This is a genomic window from Ethanoligenens sp. (assembly GCF_047718355.1).
Classification (GTDB): domain Bacteria; phylum Bacillota; class Clostridia; order Oscillospirales; family Ethanoligenentaceae; genus Ethanoligenens.
Genome location: NZ_JBDNLG010000067.1, coordinates 1 through 16,151, shown reverse-complemented (window position 1 = coordinate 16,151; position 16,151 = coordinate 1). Strand labels below are relative to the sequence as shown.

16 protein-coding genes are annotated in these 16,151 nt (G+C 48.8%); 6 read left to right on the top strand and 10 right to left on the bottom strand.

What is annotated here, in order from left to right; genetic code table 11:
* Positions 1-94: 94 nt before the first annotated feature.
* From ABF463_RS10365 to malQ, 3 genes are all read right to left on the bottom strand, one after another.
* Positions 95-574, bottom strand: coding sequence for a hypothetical protein (locus tag ABF463_RS10365; protein ID WP_415533551.1), 480 nt, complete (start codon positions 572-574; stop codon positions 95-97).
* Between the two features lie 290 nt (positions 575-864).
* Positions 865-3,207 carry a glycogen/starch/alpha-glucan phosphorylase gene (locus ABF463_RS10360; protein ID WP_415533549.1) on the bottom strand — a complete coding sequence of 781 codons (2,343 nt, stop codon included), beginning with the start codon at positions 3,205-3,207 and terminating at the stop codon, positions 865-867.
* Entirely contained in the window at positions 3,204-4,751 is a 1,548-nt protein-coding gene (gene malQ / locus ABF463_RS10355; protein WP_415533548.1) for a 4-alpha-glucanotransferase, read from the bottom strand. Before malQ ends, ABF463_RS10360 begins: the two co-directional genes overlap by 4 nt.
* Positions 4,752-5,157: 406 nt before the next feature.
* On the opposite strand from malQ, the gene ABF463_RS10350 reads away from it, so the two are divergent.
* Entirely contained in the window at positions 5,158-6,432 is a 1,275-nt protein-coding gene (locus tag ABF463_RS10350; protein WP_415533547.1) for a lysozyme family protein, read from the top strand.
* A 205-nt stretch (positions 6,433-6,637) separates the two neighbouring features.
* Positions 6,638-7,465 (top strand): hypothetical protein, encoded by an 828-nt coding sequence (locus tag ABF463_RS10345; protein ID WP_415533546.1) that lies wholly within the window; start codon positions 6,638-6,640, stop codon positions 7,463-7,465.
* A 91-nt stretch (positions 7,466-7,556) separates the two neighbouring features.
* On the opposite strand, the gene ABF463_RS10340 is transcribed toward ABF463_RS10345, so the two are convergent.
* Positions 7,557-8,012, bottom strand: coding sequence for a chemotaxis protein CheX (locus tag ABF463_RS10340; RefSeq protein WP_415533545.1), 456 nt, complete (start codon positions 8,010-8,012; stop codon positions 7,557-7,559).
* Positions 7,999-8,430, bottom strand: a complete 432-nt coding sequence (locus ABF463_RS10335; protein WP_415533544.1) for a bacteriohemerythrin — start codon at positions 8,428-8,430, stop codon at positions 7,999-8,001. The genes ABF463_RS10340 and ABF463_RS10335 overlap by 14 nt, the downstream gene beginning before the upstream one ends.
* 447 nt (positions 8,431-8,877) lie before the next feature.
* Here ABF463_RS10335 and ABF463_RS10330 point away from each other — a divergent pair, with 447 nt between their 5' ends.
* The 4 genes from ABF463_RS10330 to ABF463_RS10315 all read left to right on the top strand — a co-directional run bounded on the left by ABF463_RS10330 (position 8,878) and on the right by ABF463_RS10315 (position 11,795).
* Entirely contained in the window at positions 8,878-9,306 is a 429-nt protein-coding gene (locus tag ABF463_RS10330; RefSeq protein WP_415533542.1) for an RrF2 family transcriptional regulator, read from the top strand.
* Between the two features lie 287 nt (positions 9,307-9,593).
* Positions 9,594-10,100, top strand: a complete 507-nt coding sequence (locus ABF463_RS10325; RefSeq protein WP_415533541.1) for a nitroreductase family protein — start codon at positions 9,594-9,596, stop codon at positions 10,098-10,100.
* Between the two features lie 112 nt (positions 10,101-10,212).
* Complete coding sequence (gene fabV, locus ABF463_RS10320; protein WP_415533540.1) at positions 10,213-11,394, top strand: enoyl-ACP reductase FabV; 1,182 nt, start codon at positions 10,213-10,215, stop codon at positions 11,392-11,394.
* 38 nt (positions 11,395-11,432) lie between these two features.
* Entirely contained in the window at positions 11,433-11,795 is a 363-nt protein-coding gene (locus tag ABF463_RS10315) for a VOC family protein (protein ID WP_415533539.1), read from the top strand.
* A 76-nt stretch (positions 11,796-11,871) separates the two neighbouring features.
* Here ABF463_RS10315 and ABF463_RS10310 read toward each other — a convergent pair whose 3' ends face one another.
* From ABF463_RS10310 to modA, 5 genes are all read right to left on the bottom strand, one after another.
* Positions 11,872-12,639 carry an MBL fold metallo-hydrolase gene (locus ABF463_RS10310; protein WP_415533538.1) on the bottom strand — a complete coding sequence of 256 codons (768 nt, stop codon included), beginning with the start codon at positions 12,637-12,639 and terminating at the stop codon, positions 11,872-11,874.
* A 697-nt stretch (positions 12,640-13,336) separates the two neighbouring features.
* Positions 13,337-13,594: a hypothetical protein gene (locus ABF463_RS10305; protein ID WP_415533537.1), complete on the bottom strand. Its 258-nt coding sequence runs from the start codon at positions 13,592-13,594 to the stop codon at positions 13,337-13,339.
* A gap of 183 nt (positions 13,595-13,777) precedes the next feature.
* The gene (locus ABF463_RS10300) at positions 13,778-14,515 is read right to left on the bottom strand and encodes a sulfate/molybdate ABC transporter ATP-binding protein (protein WP_415533536.1); all 738 of its coding nucleotides are present in this window, start codon (positions 14,513-14,515) and stop codon (positions 13,778-13,780) included.
* Positions 14,516-14,529: 14 nt separating this feature from the next.
* Complete coding sequence (gene modB, locus ABF463_RS10295) at positions 14,530-15,198, bottom strand: molybdate ABC transporter permease subunit (protein WP_415533535.1); 669 nt, start codon at positions 15,196-15,198, stop codon at positions 14,530-14,532.
* Positions 15,199-15,315: 117 nt separating this feature from the next.
* Positions 15,316-16,128: a molybdate ABC transporter substrate-binding protein gene (gene modA, locus ABF463_RS10290; protein WP_415533534.1), complete on the bottom strand. Its 813-nt coding sequence runs from the start codon at positions 16,126-16,128 to the stop codon at positions 15,316-15,318.
* Positions 16,129-16,151: the final 23 nt, after the last annotated feature.

Sequence of the window (16,151 nt, the reverse complement as noted above, 5' to 3'; positions counted from 1 at the left end):
AGACCATAGTGCGCTAACGATAGTGGCGCGAACATATACATGAAAAAACATCCTGCCACTCGGTTCAGATCGGGTGACAGGATGTTTTTTCATATTATTGACTGGATGTTGTGCTGGAAGCTTCAGAAGAACTGGATGTGCTGTCGGAGGTGTCTGATTGCATTTTGCTGGAAGAGGAGTCTTGTGAGCTGTAGGAGGAAGAAGCAGCTGAAGATGAGGAACTTGCGGTAGTACCGGCGTTTTTTGGTGGTTGGCTGGAAGATTGTTCCTGCGTATTACCATACGCGCTGCTCGAAATTTCGCCGGAACTACTGCTCGTATCTTTACCAACCGTGGCTTTTTCACTGCTTGTGGTATGGTTGATTTCGGATGAGTCCATACTGTATGAAACGACTTTGGATGAAGCTCCGGCGGCTGCGGCTGTTGATTTGCTGGCGTTATGCGTGGCTGCCACACCGCCGATTGTTGCAATGCCGCCGGCGACAGCGACCGCTACGATTTTTCCAAGCAAAGTATCCGTGATAACGGAACCAATGTGCTTGAGAATATGGACATGCTTTTTGGGCTCTGACATAATGACCACCTTTCTTGCAGTAATTTATACGCTGTTCTATCGATTTTGTCAATCGTCTTCACAAAGGGTACAATCGCATGTTTATGGAAATCCCGTGTAATATATGACAACCGCATCAGACAGCATGGCAGAAAACAAAAAATCCACAAGCACGGCGAGCGTGTGTGGATCAACAGCGAAGTTATGCGGCAAAAGGCTGCTTTTCACTGGAAAACATATGGAATGCGGGTGAGTACGTATTTCTGTAAGGCGAGAGCACGCGCTTCGAGCGGTTTATCGCAAAGGAAAAATCATTGTGCCGTCACGTTCCAGATTTCCTTTGCATATTGCAAGATGGTGCGATCACTGGAGAACAGGCCTGCATTGGCAGTGTTCAAATAACATTTTTGGGTGAATGCGTCGCGGTTTTCCGCATAATCATGATTGGCGCGCAGTTTCGCGTCCACATAGGCGTGGAAATCATGCAGAACGTAATATTGGTCGGCGCGGTTCCATGTTTTTTCAGTCAGCGAGCTGAACAGCTCTGCAAACATACCGGTTTTACCATCGTCGAGTGTGCCGTCGAGTAGCGTGTCTATCACACGTTTGATGCGCGCGTCCGATTTGTAGAGGGCTTTGGGGTCATAGTCGGGTGCGATACGCGCGATTTCCTCTACGCGTGCGCCGAAAATATAGTTGTTTTCCATTCCGGCCTGTTCGACGATTTCAACATTTGCACCATCGTAAGTACCCAGCGTGACCGCGCCGTTGAGCATAAATTTCATGTTGCCTGTGCCGGACGCCTCGGTGCCTGCCGTGGAGATTTGTTCAGAGACATCCGCCGCCGGGGTCAATTTTTCCGCGTAAGATACGTTATAGTTCTGCACAAACACGACTTTGATTTTGTCATTTACGGTGGGGTCATTGTCCACGAGCTTGGCAATTTCGTTGATAAATTTGATGACGGCTTTTGCCCGGAAATAACCCGGTGCGGATTTTGCACCGAAGATGAACACAGTGGGATAAAACTGCTGGATACGGCCGTCTTTGATGCCGAAGTAAATGTCCAGAATCGACAAAGCATTGAGTAGTTGACGCTTGTATTCATGCAGGCGTTTGACTTGTATATCGAATAGGTAAGCCGCGTCGAGAGAGACATGTTCATGCTTTTGAATATAGGCTGCAAGCTGTTGCTTCTTTTGCAATTTGATTGAGGAAAAAGCGCGCAGTACAGTGGGATCGTCCTGGTATATTTCCAGACTCTTTAATTTGGAAAGGTCGGTCAGCCATCCGTCCCCAATTTTTTCAGTGATGAAGGCGGCCAGTTCGGGGTTGGCAAGTGCCAGCCAACGCCGCTGCGTGATGCCGTTTGTTTTGTTGTTGAAACGCTCCGGCCAAATTGCATACCATTCGTGCAGGGCAGTGCCCTTTAAAATCTCGGTATGGATGCCTGCCACGCCATTAGTAGAGTGGCTGGCATAAATAGCAAGCCGCGCCATATGGACCAGACCATCTGAAAGAATGCGGTATGGCGCCTGTTCTGCGCACTTAATGCCACGTGCAAGCAGGTCACGCCCCAGCCGGTCATTGACCATTACAATATAAGGATAAACAGTGGGCAGTACCGACATGAATAACTTGGCATCCCATTTTTCCAGTGCTTCAGCCATAATCGTGTGATTGGTGTAAGCAAACACCTGTTCCACAATGGAGAACGCGTTCTCAAAATCCAGTTCTTCTTCTCCTACGAGGATGCGCAGCAGCTCGGCAATGGAGACAGTGGGGTGCGTGTCGTTCAACTGGATGGCATAGGTTTCCGGCAAATGCGAAAAATCGCTGCCGTACACCTTCTTGTAGGCTTTTAGAAGGCTCTGGAGTGATGCACTGGAGAAAAAATATTGTTGTTTGAGCCGCAGACGCTTGCCTGCCTCCGTATCATCATTTGGGTACAGCACGCTGGAAATGGCCTCGGCATCGTTCTTTTCCTGAAAAGAGGCGTCATATTCCTGTGCGTTGAACAAGGTGAAGTCGAATGGCTGTAGAGGTTCGGCCTGCCATAGCCGCAAGGTGTTGACGGTCTTGTTGCCGTAGCCAATGACCGGCATGTCATACGGTACCGCCCAGACGCTCTGATCGCCGAAATCCACCCGCACTTTTTCATCCGCGCGCCGTACGGACCAGGGATCGCCGAAACGCTGCCAATCATCCGCGGTTTCCTGTTGAAACCCGTCCTTAAACGTCTGCTTAAACAAACCGTATTTGTAGCGGATGCCGAAACCGTCAAGTGCCACGCCTTGTGTTGCCGCAGAATCGAGAAAACATGCCGCCAGACGCCCCAAGCCACCGTTGCCCAGCGCGGCATCCTCAATATCCTCAAAAATAGTGATATCCAGTCCGTTTTGTTTCAGCCATGCGGCTGTTTCATCGAGCAGCCCGAGATTGAGCAGATTGCTGTAGACCATCCGTCCAATCAGAAATTCCGCCGAGAAATAACAGGCGCGCTTCCCGGATTTTTGTGCAGACCAAACCGGGCGTGCGGCTTGTATGCCCGCTTTGGATACGGCATTGTACAATTCTGTAGTGGTCGCTGTTTGTGCGGTTTTTCCGGTTTCTGTAGCAAGGATGGAGAGAATGTCGTTTGTATACTGGCTCATATCGTCGTCTCCTTCTCTGTTCTTGGCGTCTCCACGTTTGGCTTGATGCGGCCATAGGTTTCGGCAAGCTTGCGCATGGCATCTGCGAGGGGTTGGGTAAGCTGTGTTTTCAGCATACGCCATTTCCAGTTGTTACCTATTGTCGATGGCAGGTTCATCCGCGCCCGGTTGTCCAGCCCCAAATAATCCTGCATTTGAAAGATGGCGATATCTGCAACAGAGGCATAAGCTGCGCGAATGAGCGCCCATGTCAGATCGCCGCGCCGCCGGACGTTCAAGTACGCTTTAGTAAATGCGGCTTCCTTTTTTTTCTGGTGCATAAAGAAACTTGTCAATGGTTCATTGTCATGCGTGCCGCCGTAAGCAATGCAGTTTGTTTCAAAGCGGTGGGGGAGATTGTCATTCTCCGCATCGCTGTCAAAGCCAAATTCCATTAGTTTCATGCCGGGGTAGCCGAATTGCTGTTTGACACGGCGTACAGCCGGTGTAACGAGGCCAAGGTCTTCGGCAATTACTTTTGCATCGCCCAACGCCTCGCCGAATGTGGCAAGCAGCGAGCTGCCAGGCCCTGTTTTCCAGACCCCGTTCATCGCCGTATCGGCATCGACCGGGATGGAATAGTACCGCACGATGCCAATAAAGTGATCAATACGAATAATATCGTACAGACAGGCGGATGCGTGCATGCGGCGTTTCCACCAGGTGAATCCGTCTTTTTTCATTGCCTCCCAGTCATAGAGCGGGTTGCCCCAAAGCTGACCGGTGGCGGAGAACATATCCGGCGGAACACCAGCCACGGCAGTAGGACGGCGGTCTGCGTCCAATTGAAAGAGATCACCGTATACCCACACATCTGCGCTGTCGAGCGATACATAGATGGGAATATCCCCAATGATGCGGATGCCGTTTTGGTTGGCATAGGCTTTGAGTTTGCGCCACTGCTCAAAGAAGAGAAACTGACAGAACGACCAGAATCCAATTTCATCGTGCAGCCGTTCGGTATAGGCCGCCAGCACATCCGGACGGCGCAGACGGATGTCGTCCGGCCACTCTACCCAGGATCGGTTGCCAAATTGCGTCTTGATGGCCATATAAGTACTGTAGTCTGGCAGCCAGTCTGCATTTTCCATGCAGAATTTTTGATATGCCTTTGTGGACAAGTGTCGGCTGCGCGCATAAGCCTGCTTTAGTACCGTGAATCGGGCGTCGAAAATCTTACCGTACTCCACGTTTGCGGAGTCGGCGCCCCAATCCTTTGCCGCTATTTCTGCTCGGGTGAGCAGGCCTTGTTCAACAAGCGTATCAAGATCAATGAAATACGGGTTGCCTGCAAAAGCTGAGAAGCTCTGATAAGGGCTGTCGCCAAAACTGGTGGGTCCGATAGGCAACACCTGCCAGTAGATCTGTCCCGCCTTTTTTAAAAAGTCTACAAAATCATATGCCGCGCGTCCCAACGCACCGATCCCGTAGGGCGATGGCAGACTGCTGACCGGCAATAATACACCGGCACCGCGTGGCAAAGGCTGCTGCTTTTTGATGCGCATGGTTGGTCCCCCTGCATTTTATCGGTCGAAACCATCGTGTTTTACGTACGATCATTTCCGGTAATCAAGCGATGCGACTGACGGTCATAAATTGTGCAAACGTTTGCACTGCGCTGTAAACTACCCTTTACATACTTATGATAACAATGTGAAAAGCGCTTTTCAAGCATTCCAAACCTATTTTGTTTCATCATTGCAATCTTTGTGAATGCTTATAGTTTTCACAAAAAATATTTGGTTGAGTTGCCCCTTCTAACCGGTCGAAAATGGAAGTTTGAAAAGATAATCAGTCATATTAACAAGTTTGGTGTCTGTACAAAATCCTATAGCAGATTTGACCTTTCTTTGCAAAACGAGTATAATTACAATATCGTTACAATGTGGTTACAGATGAAAGGGGCTTTCTATGGACACTGTGCGGAAAAGTCATCGCCTGTTGCGGGTCGTACCGATGGCGGTGACCACGTGTTTGCTTGTCAGCGTGTTTGTGACCCCGCTTCACGTGCCGGCGGATTCCATTTCAGATCTCCAAAGCCAATATGCGCAGCTGCAAAAGCAACAGGGGCAGCTCTTAAACCAGATTTCATCGCAGAACAGTGCGATACAGACCGGACAGACCCAATTAACAGCGCTGAACGCGTCAATCAATGTGACAAAGCAGCAGATTGCTCTGCTGCAAGCACAAGTGGATGCGACTAATGCCGAGATTCAGCAAAAAGATAACGAAATGGCTGCTACGAAAGTACAAATCGATTATGCGATGGATCAGTTGAAAAAAAGACTTCGTGCGCTATACGAGAGCGGACATGATACCTTTTTGGAAGTGCTTCTTTCATCGAACAGCATATCCGATTTTCTGACGCGCACTGAAATTGTTCGGGCGGTATCAGACCACGATCAGCGGCTTATTGATAAGTTGCAGCAGGCGCAGAATCAGCTGCAGGCAGACCAACTGGCTCTGAAAAATACACAGCAGAGCCTTCTTGCCACACAAGGGCAAATGGCCGCAAAACAAGACATCCTGAATGCGCAGGTTGACCAGCAGGCGCAGATGGTGGCTAAAGCGCAGGCAAATGTGCAGGCAGAACAGCAGCAGGCGGCTGCCGTTACCGCACAGCAGGCGCAGGTCAACACCCAGATTACGGTGGCATTTGCGGAGCAGGCAGCCGCTGCAAGGGCAGCCGCTGCGAAGACATCGGCGAGCGTCTCCATTTCTACGACGGGAACGGTCGGCGGGGGCGTTTTCAGCAGCAGCGTGCTTGCCTATCAGGGAACGGTCACGCAAGTGGCCGCGCAATATGGCATGAGCAATTATGTCAATTTAATTCTTGCGGTTATGCAGCAGGAAAGTGACGGAGAAGGCAACGATCCCATGCAGGCGTTGGGAGGGTCAGGCGCATCGGCCACACCAATGGATTCCATTGTGTGCGGCATCCAAGAGCTCAAGCAGGATATTCAGATTGCCGGCTGCACGGGGCCGACCGATATTGCAAATATTGAATTGGCCTTGCAGGGATATAATTTCGGAAGCGGATTTATTTCTTGGGTGAGGGGCAACGGTGGCTATTCTGTTGCCAATGCACTCAAATATTCCAAAATGCAGGCGGCACAACTCGGCTGGTCAGGCTATGGCGATCCCTATTATGTACCGCATGTCTTACGTTACTATTCTCCATCGTAATGAGGACGCGTGAAACATTTTTACTACCATACAAAACAAGAGCGGACCGGATGCGAAAGCATCCGGTTTTTCGTTTTCTGCCACAGGTGCAGGCAATGTTCACGAACAATGGAGGGATCATTTTCAGTTTGTTGCTTTTGTCAACGGAGTATCATATAATGAAAGCACTGATTTTTTATGGATTGAGAAAGAATGTGCTATGGGAATGGAAAACACAGCATACAAAGAAGCAATGGGTTATTTTAAGAAAATGAACGATGGTTTGTTTTTAGCCATTCGATATATAGACAAAAATGGGGTCATCGTTATTCCTTCCGATTCAAATATGCCTGTATTCAGTGAGTTGCCGTCCCACTTTTGCGTAAACGGCGTGATTTTGGATAAGGGACTGTTTTCGCAATACAAGGCGATATGCATCCTTCAATTACTGGAAGACCATCCATGGCTGATAGATGTTTACCCGTCTATCTTGCCGGAGAGCCGCACGATTGTAAAAATTGCAAAAGTACTGCGCACCAAAGACAGAAAAAAGATCCATCAAAACTGTAGTGAACTTCGGGAGGCTCTTTGCCCGAGCATTATATCCTTAAAATTGGCGGATTCCGCGATCGAGACCTATGGCAATAAGCAGTTGGAGGCCAAACTGGATGTACATGTCTTTCCCATTTACTATCATGATGGAACCTTTTCGGGCATTACCAAAGCATTTTCAGATCAGTACTTGTCTGTCTACAGAAAGATTAAGGCATTGCTTGACAAAACTGACAACAAAAAAGATCTGATCGGAAAATGTATGATCTCCTATGCAATAGAAAACGGCAAATTTATTGCAACCCTGTTCTTGGATGATGGCGGCGACATGCGCACATATTACGATGCCGTCGGCAAACTGAAAGAGTATGTGACAAAACATCGGTTTTCCGTGGGGTTTCCCATGCAGGGCAGAGACGGCGATGATTTTATACGTCAAAAAGAAAAGGTGGAGAATATTGTCCGCCTTTTTGATGGATATTGTATCTACATATTGAATTAAGGCAGGCTTACAGACGAAAAGCACTGCCAATAGAAATCGACAGTGCTTTTCGGGTAAAAAAACGTGGGCACAAACATGCCCGGCAGCGTCATTATTCAGCTGCCTTTTGCAATGTGATGTACTCGCTCAGCAGGCCCACCGATGTGTTGATTTGCAGCGTGGTTGGTTTATCCGCAGAGGGGAGCGTATCGCCAATTTCAATTTTTGGAGGCAGAATGTCACAACTGATATTTTGCCCCGAAAGATAGGTCGTCATATTGCCGCTGATGATGTTGGAGATTTCAGCCAGAGCGGAAGTGACAAAGTCGTCAATCCCTTCAGTCTCCATACCGGAAAGTGCATTGACGATGGCGAGGGATGTTTGCTCGGGGAAACTGTATATAATGGAACCTTTCAGTTCTCCAATGATCCCGATTGTTACCTGCACGGCCTTTCCGCAGCCGTTCCGCTGTTCTGCCAGTTTGGAAATGTCCAGTCCCAACATGGCTTTAAAGACATCTCTGGTTGCCTCGAAAAGCGAATCGTCTTTGTTTTCATTCATGGACATCTTTGATTTCTCCTTTGGCAGCCACAAAGTCCGCAATCTTGTGATCGGTCACGACCACGTGGTTAATGAGCCAGGCGAGCAATTTGCCTGCCAGTTGCTGCACGGTTTGCCGCTGGTATCCATTTTGCTCCAGCTCGGCTGCAAACCTACCGACTTCGGCTTTGAAAGCTTCGTGAATGTGATGGTGATTCTCAAAATCCGGGTAGTTAATCTTTTTTTGATAGGCTTCTTCCGAGTCAAAATGGGTCACCACATACTCTTCCATAAACACCATGGTAGATTTGATCTTGGGAAGTTTCTCCTCCCAGTTGCCCGGCGTTTGCAGTGTCTCTATAAAATCTGTGACGCGCTCAAACAACTCAATGTGTTGGGTATCGACCAACTCGATACCGATGCGATAGGAGTCTTTCCATATCATCTTTTATTCCTTCTTTCAACTGCACTACAAGCCGATGGGTGTATTTCTATCGGCCTCGTGCGAATGACCTGTTTGCGTCTATTATACAGGAAAGATGCAGCTTTTTACACGATTCGACGACAATTATTGAAATAAGTACAGTTTTTATCAGGATTTAAGAGGGTATGCGGTATGCAAAAATGCGCTTGTGAGGACCGCGGGTGAATCGGCAGCGCATGACAGATGCTGCGACTTTTGCGGGAACACCGCGGTAGACAGCGCATATGCTGGTATAGGCTTGGTGCATGGCCGGTATCTGCGGTGGGGCATGTGTTGTCTGTGTTTTACGGACTTCTTTGGTGTGGAAAAGGGTAAATAACTTGACAAACATACCCGGATGTGATATTGTTAATTATCGCAAGTGCACTTAAAGGGTATACTTGCAAGTCCAGTAAAGGCAGGGTACCAATGAGAGTCACACAGGAAAGCGATTATGCGCTGCGCGTTATCATCTTCCTATATCATAGGGGTATTGGCGAACGGGTGGAAGCGCGGGTTATCTCTGAAAAAGAAAACGTCCCGCTGCGGTTTCTGCTGAAGTTGCTGCGGAAGATGGCGGCGGCAGATATCATTCGCTCTTATCGCGGCAGCGGCGGCGGCTACGCTATTGAAAAAGCACCGTCCGCTATTTCGGTGCGCGAAGTGATTGAGGCGGTGGAAGGGCCGATTTGTGTGAACAAGTGTCTTGGCGACAGTTCGCAGTGCAATCTTGGCCGCGCTTCCACTTGCCATATTCATCGTGCGTTGCAGATGATACAAGACAAATTGCTTGCCAATCTGGAAGACTTAACATTTGAAGAGATTCTACGGATGCAGGAAGAACCGGCATCCGAATGAGCGGTGTCTGTTAGGGTGCGGCTGGCCCTTTGGAGCAGAGCCGGAGTCGGCGGATATTTGATGGCTGGATTGGTTAACTTCGCACGCATTTTCGCGTGACGGAGTTTTTTTATGAAATGGGATTGTGCAACAACGGAAGAATCCGTTTAAGGCGCAGAAGTGCCGGGGAATTGCATGGCTTTATTTTACATAAAGCAGGACGGCATCATTTACTCTTGACAAGGTTGTAGCAAGGCGCTACAGTAGAGATGTAAGAATTAGCAAACCCATTGGGAGGTCGATGCAGGATGGCGTTGTTAGATTTGTTTACAAAACGATATGCAGTGCGTGCTTATAAACCGGATGAGGTGGAACACGAAAAGTTGCAGCTGGTTTTGGAAGCCGCTCGGCTAGCGCCTACTGCCGCCAATCGGCAGGCGTTCAAACTTATTGTGATTAAGACGGCAGGCCGCCACGAAGAACTCAAACAGATTTACGCCAAGGACTGGTTTGTTCAGCCGCCGTATATCTTGGGAATCGCACTTGTAAAAGGTGCGGATTGGGAACGTAGGGGCGACCAGAAGACATATGGTGAGGTGGACGTGGGTATCGTGTTCGACCATTTGGTGCTGGAGGCATCCGAACTGGGACTTGGTACCTGCTGGATTGGCGCGTTTGACCCAGCTGCCGCTACGAGAGTGCTGCAACTGGAACCGAATTGGGAACCGCTCGCATTTACACCACTGGGCTATCCGGCGGATGAAAAGACCCGCAAGATACGTAAACCGCTTGCTGATTTGGTGGTCTATCGCTAAATGCAGTGGGTTGCATTTGCCGTACATCATTTGTATGAAGCGGCGCAGGTAGCGGTGTCATAAGCCATTTGGCAATTTTTTGAATGAAGTATAAAGATAGTGAGGGCAAACCATGGTAGTGGAACCGAAGACTCGGGGATTTATATGCACCACGGCACATCCTGTGGGCTGCGCCGCCAACGTGGCGCGCCAGATTGATTATGTCCGCAAGCACCCACATTTTACTGGTGTGAAAAAAGCGCTGATCATCGGGTGCTCGACCGGTTACGGGCTGGCTACACGCATTGCGGCAGCATTTGGCGCGGGCGCATCCACGCTGGGCGTAGCCTTTGAGCGTCCGGCTTCCCGCACGCGTACCGCCACTGCGGGCTGGTATAATACCGCCGCGTTTGAACGCTATGCACAAGAAGATGGTCTATATGCCAAGACCGTGATGGGCGATGCCTTTTCTGATGCTGTCAAGCAGCAGGTTATCGATATCATTCACAAAGACCTCGGGAAGGTCGATTTGGTTATTTACAGTCTGGCTGCTCCCCGCCGCGCTGTGGGAGAGACAACTTATTTTTCCGCACTCAAACCGGTGGGGCAGACCTTTACCAGCAAATCGCTGGATGTTAGCAAGATGGAAGTAGCTACCGCTACCATCGAACCTGCCACGCAGGAAGAAATCGACGGCACTGTTAAGGTAATGGGCGGGGAAGACTGGCGTTGGTGGATGAAAGCGCTGCGGGATGCCGACGTGCTTGCGGAAAACGCGGTGACGACGGCCTATTCCTACATTGGGCCGCAATTGACCTATCCGGTCTATCACGACGGCACGGTAGGGTTGGCCAAACGTGACCTTGCCGAAGCCGCGCGGCAGATTGGCGGGGATTTGGCATCTATCGGCGGGCACGCATACATTTCTGTCAACAAAGCGCTGGTCACACAGGCCAGCGCGGCGATTCCAGTTGTGCCGCTTTACATATCCATTCTGTTCAAGATTATGAAGGCACAGGGTACACACGAAGGATGTATTGAACAGATGCTTCGTTTGTTTTCGCAAAAGCTGTATTTGCCCACACCGCCTACCGATGCGGAAGGATTTTTGCGGATGGACGATTGGGAGCTGTCTCCCGATGTGCAGGAAAAAGTGATGACAGCGTGGGAAGCTATCAGCAATGAAGACCTGCCGGCGTATGCGGATATTGACGGTTATCGGCAGGAGTTCTATCAGTTGTTTGGTTTTGATGTGGACGGTGTCGATTATGCCGCAGATGTGGACATTCAGATAGATATCCCCAGTCTATCGTAACCGTATTGTCTGACCGCCTGTATAGAGAGGGATTATCGATGAAATCACAGTTTCTGCATACCAATATCAATGTGACCGATTTAGATAAAAGCATTGCGTTTTATGAAAAGGCGCTGGGTCTGACAGAGGTCAGCCGCAAAAGCGCGGCGGATGGCAGCTTCACTATCGTCTATCTGGGTGATGGTGAGACCGAATATCTGCTGGAATTGACATGGCTGCGCGATCACCCGCAGAAATATGATCTGGGTGAGAATGAATGGCATATCGCATTTGAGGTGCCCGATAAAAAGGCTGCTTATGCGCTGCATCAGGAAATGGGTTGCATCTGTTTTGAGAACCGTGACATGGACCTGTATTTCATTGAAGACCCAGACGGGTATTGGCTTGAGATTCTTGACTAACTGCAAGGTGCCCATATAACGCAGCAGATCGCCCTTCCGCATCCGGTGCGGAAGGGCGATCTGCTTATAAACAGGTTCAATGATTGTTGGACTCGCGCGGGTATTGGAAATGCTGGCCACGACGCGTGATTGTCTGAATATGTTCACGGAAACGGGCGGCGTCCGGGTCCTGCCGCAGCCGTGTAAAAATGTGATAATCCTCCCAGAAATGCATAGGAAACACCATATCTGCGTTGGCGGTGCGCATGAAATAAGACAAGCCCCAGAGATACTGCTTATCCAATCGCGGGTCTACCGGGACAAATGCGATGTCGAAATGCCGTCCACGCAGCTTTTCAATCTCCTTTTGATACCGCGCAGCCATTTGTTCATTTTCCTTGTCGGGTTCGCCTTCCCAATGCCACCAGTTGAGATCACCAGCATGATAGATGGATAATCCGTCGGTTTCCACTACAAATGCGACCCCTTCGTCGGTGGAAGTAAGCGTTTCTACTGCCACGCCGCCGTCCAATTCCAAATGAGCGCCGGGCACTACGACAGTCGTATTTGGCGCCCCCTTAGCAGCGTGGATATCGTCGGATAATACATATTGTATCTGAGGCAACTGTTCAATCCAACCCAGGATCAAGCGGTTAAAATGATCCGCGTGATGATGGGAGGAAAACACGACCACCGGTGTATCTTGGAGTTCTTTCGGCTCGATGACACCTGCGTCCAGTCCGCGGGTGACGGTGATGGGTTTATCATTATAGTAATCGAAAATGAGAAAGTGCGCGTTGGTTTTTACAGCAAAGCTGCTGTGTCCCAAATACCAGATTTCAGCTTTTTGTTGTAATGCTTTCATACGGTTTCCTTTCCAACAGGTCTTTTGCCTTGTGGGTGACAGTTCTTGCGTAATACGCTGGTTTTTAAGCGGTAAGACAAAACAGTCAGTCCTCCCACATGTTGGATTATACACCCAAACAGCAGACCCGTCCATGGTTGAAAGTAAATTGCTGGAAACTGCATAATGCAAACGGAGCGCATATATACTGGACAGAGAGACGATTTTTCTATGATTCAAGATGATGATTAAAGCAAAGGAAGTGGTAAGATGGCAGAACAAGCTGCCCAGATGGCTTTTTTACATCAGCCGTCGGCTGTTGGGTGGTGATAAGCGGTACAGAACCACAATTGTCAACCGAGGCATATTGAATCAAGCCAGTTGTAGTGGAGACAGCTTCCTGTCTTTGACCAGCTTGAGTCATTTGATAGACCGTGGATTGGCACTGTCCATAAACCGTATTAGAACGGTGGCGGCGGTGCCTGTTGTATTTGAAGGAGAAAGTTCACTCCCATTGTGTGCATGAATAAGCAAGGGATGGTTTTATGCGAAAAATAAAGCAAATATGGTCGGCTGTCAGGCATGGACTGACTATATTAGGGATGCCGTTGCGGCGTTTCATCAGGCAACCAATGGGGCAGGCCCTATTGATTGTGGCGGTTTGTTGTGTGCTTGCGTCAGTAATCATTGTCAAATTTATCAGAGGAATCCCGACATATCATATGACGAGTGTTCCTGGAACCACATTGGGTGTCTCTTCCGCAATGGTAAGCACATCCGATTCTGCCAACCCAGTAAGTGCGGAAGCAGCACAAAGTAGCAACGAAAGCGCAGTCTCCGAGGATGTTTCCAGCAGACGGGGTGCTTCAGCATCAAGCCATGCGTATAGCAGAAGAGCATCAAGTGCGGCCGAATCGGATGCGCCCCATTTGATTACACCCCCCGTACCCGCATCGCCTGGACGGGAAACATCCATACAATCAAGTGGTTTGCCCGGTCCTGCCTCTTCCGATGATAACGGGATAAATTCATCTGCCGTGGAAAGGCCATCCCTGAATAGCAGTCAGAAAACCGATTTGATTTCATCGCAGCCCTCTTTAAAAAGCGAATTGTCCTCATCGCCAAGAGGTGTTTCTTCCGTGACAGAGCCCTAACATTGTCAATCTGATTGTAGCAAACCGGCCATATGTGCATATTTGGGTGCAACTGATACATGTAATCGCGGCGGTTCTGGAAAAATTTCTGTTTTTTTATCTAAAGCGATGATATGGCCTTGCGAATAGACAGCGATACTGTCGCAAATATCGTAAGCCTCTTCTAAGTTGTGGGTAACGAACACGGTTTGTCCTTTATAGTGAGAGAGAATAGCAAGAAGTTGCTCCCGCAGTTCTTTTTTCAAGTTATAGTCCAGTGCCGAAAACGGTTCATCCATCAATAGAATGTCCGGATCAAGAATGAGGGAGCGTGCAAGTGCCACGCGTTGCTGTTGACCACCCGACAATTGAGAGGGATACCGATCTTTCAATGTACTCAGGTGTATAATATCCAAAAAGTGCATACCCCGTTCTATCCGCTCCTTTTTGGGCAAATGATGAAGACCAAAAAGAATATTTTGGAAGACCGTCAAGTGTGGGAAAAGAGCGTAATTCTGTAACACATAGCCGATCTTTCTTTTCGCGGTGGGAATGTTGCGGTTTTCCTCCGAGTGGTAATAAACGATGTCGTTGACACGGATATAGCCCTCATCGGGGGTTTCCAGACCGGAAATGCAGTTGAGTGTCATGGTCTTTCCGGAGCCGGATGGGCCGAACAGGCATATGTTTTTTCCATCTGTATGCAAGTGGATATCAAGACGGAATTTGTCCAACTGCTTGTGTATATCGAGGCTGATTGCCATGCTGTGGCCCTCCTTTATCTGTATTTTTGTTTGTGCATCAACCAGCGGTTGAGTGTGTACGTGGTCAGTAAAGAGATGGCGGTAATGATGCCCACCAAGAGGTAGGCGCGCTGCATGTCGTTGCTTTGCATGGCAATGTAGATGGCGACCGGGATGGTTTCTGTTTTGCCGGCAATGCTGCCTGCAATCATCAATGTTGCGCCAAATTCACCAATTGCCCGTGCAAAAGCCAGCACACATCCGCCGATGATGCCAGGCCACGCGAGCGGTAGTACAATGCGTATAAAGATTTCCCTTTCGCTGCTTCCCAAGGTGCGTCCTGCCCGCATAAGATTGGTGTCGATGAGTTCAAAAGAAGTGCGGACAGTCTTGTACATGAGAGGAAAAGAAACGGTGGAGGCGGCAATGACCGTTGCTCCCCATGAAAATACAATTTTAATGTCCCAATGCATCAAAAGAGAACCAATGGGACTGCGTACACCAAATATAACCAAAAGGAAAAAGCCGACTACGGTCGGCGGCAATACCAGAGGTAAATTTAGCAATCCGTCAATAAGTGCTTTGCCGTGTTTGCAGTGGAAAGCAATGTAACGGGCGGCCAAAATGCCCAAAAAGCTTACAATTACAGTAGAAAGCGCGGCGGTTTTTAATGAGATCCAAACCGGAGAGAGATCCATGTGCATCTTGTGATCTCCTTTTATTATATTGATGACGAGGAATATAATAGAAAAGCTGCCGTAGCCGAGTGGCCATGACAGCTTTCAGATAGAATTGTATGAAATCTATCTGTAGTGAAAAAATTATTTCGTTTTAGTAAACCCATATTTTTCAAAAATCTTTTGTGCGTCCGATGCAGAAAGATATGACAGAAAGGATTTGGATGCATCTGGGCTTTTGCTGGCTTTCACCACAGCGGCTGGATAGTTGATTTTGGGCTGCCAGCTGGCAGGAATCGAAAATCCGGATTTGACCTTGTTGGACGATTTTGCGTCAGTCGCAAAAACAAATCCGCCCTCGGCATTCCCGGTTTCTACATAGTTGAGCACGGAGCGCACATCAGTGCCTTGTACGAGTTTGGAACTAATGGAATCATAAATTTTTTGTTCGGTCAAAACCTGTTTTGCATATTTACCTGCCGGAACGGAAGCGGGGTCGCCAATGGCAATTTGTTTAAACCGGCTGGAGTTTAGTTCACTTAATGAAGTAATGGGGGGCTGGTCTTTGGGAATGATGAATTCAATGGTATTGCCCACGATGTCTTTGCGGGTGTCGCTGACTAAAAGCCCGGCTTTATCCAAAGTGTCCATGTTGGATTCTGCGGCGGAGAAAAAGATGTCGGCGTCCGCACCGTTTTGAATCTGTTGCTGCAGGGTGCCCGAAGCGCCAAATGTGTTGGTGAAAGAAACATTAGTATGCGTTTTTTTGTAGGTGTTTTCCACATCTTTCAAAACATCGGTCAAACTTGCAGCGGCTGATACTGTGAGGGTAACCGCTTTTTCACTGGAGGCGGAAGATGCCGAACTGGTGTTGTTGTTGCCTGACGAACAGCTTGCCAATGTTGTGGCCATAAGAACGGATGCCATAATAAAACTAAGAATGTTTCGTTTTTTCATTTTTACTCTCCTTTAAATAAGTG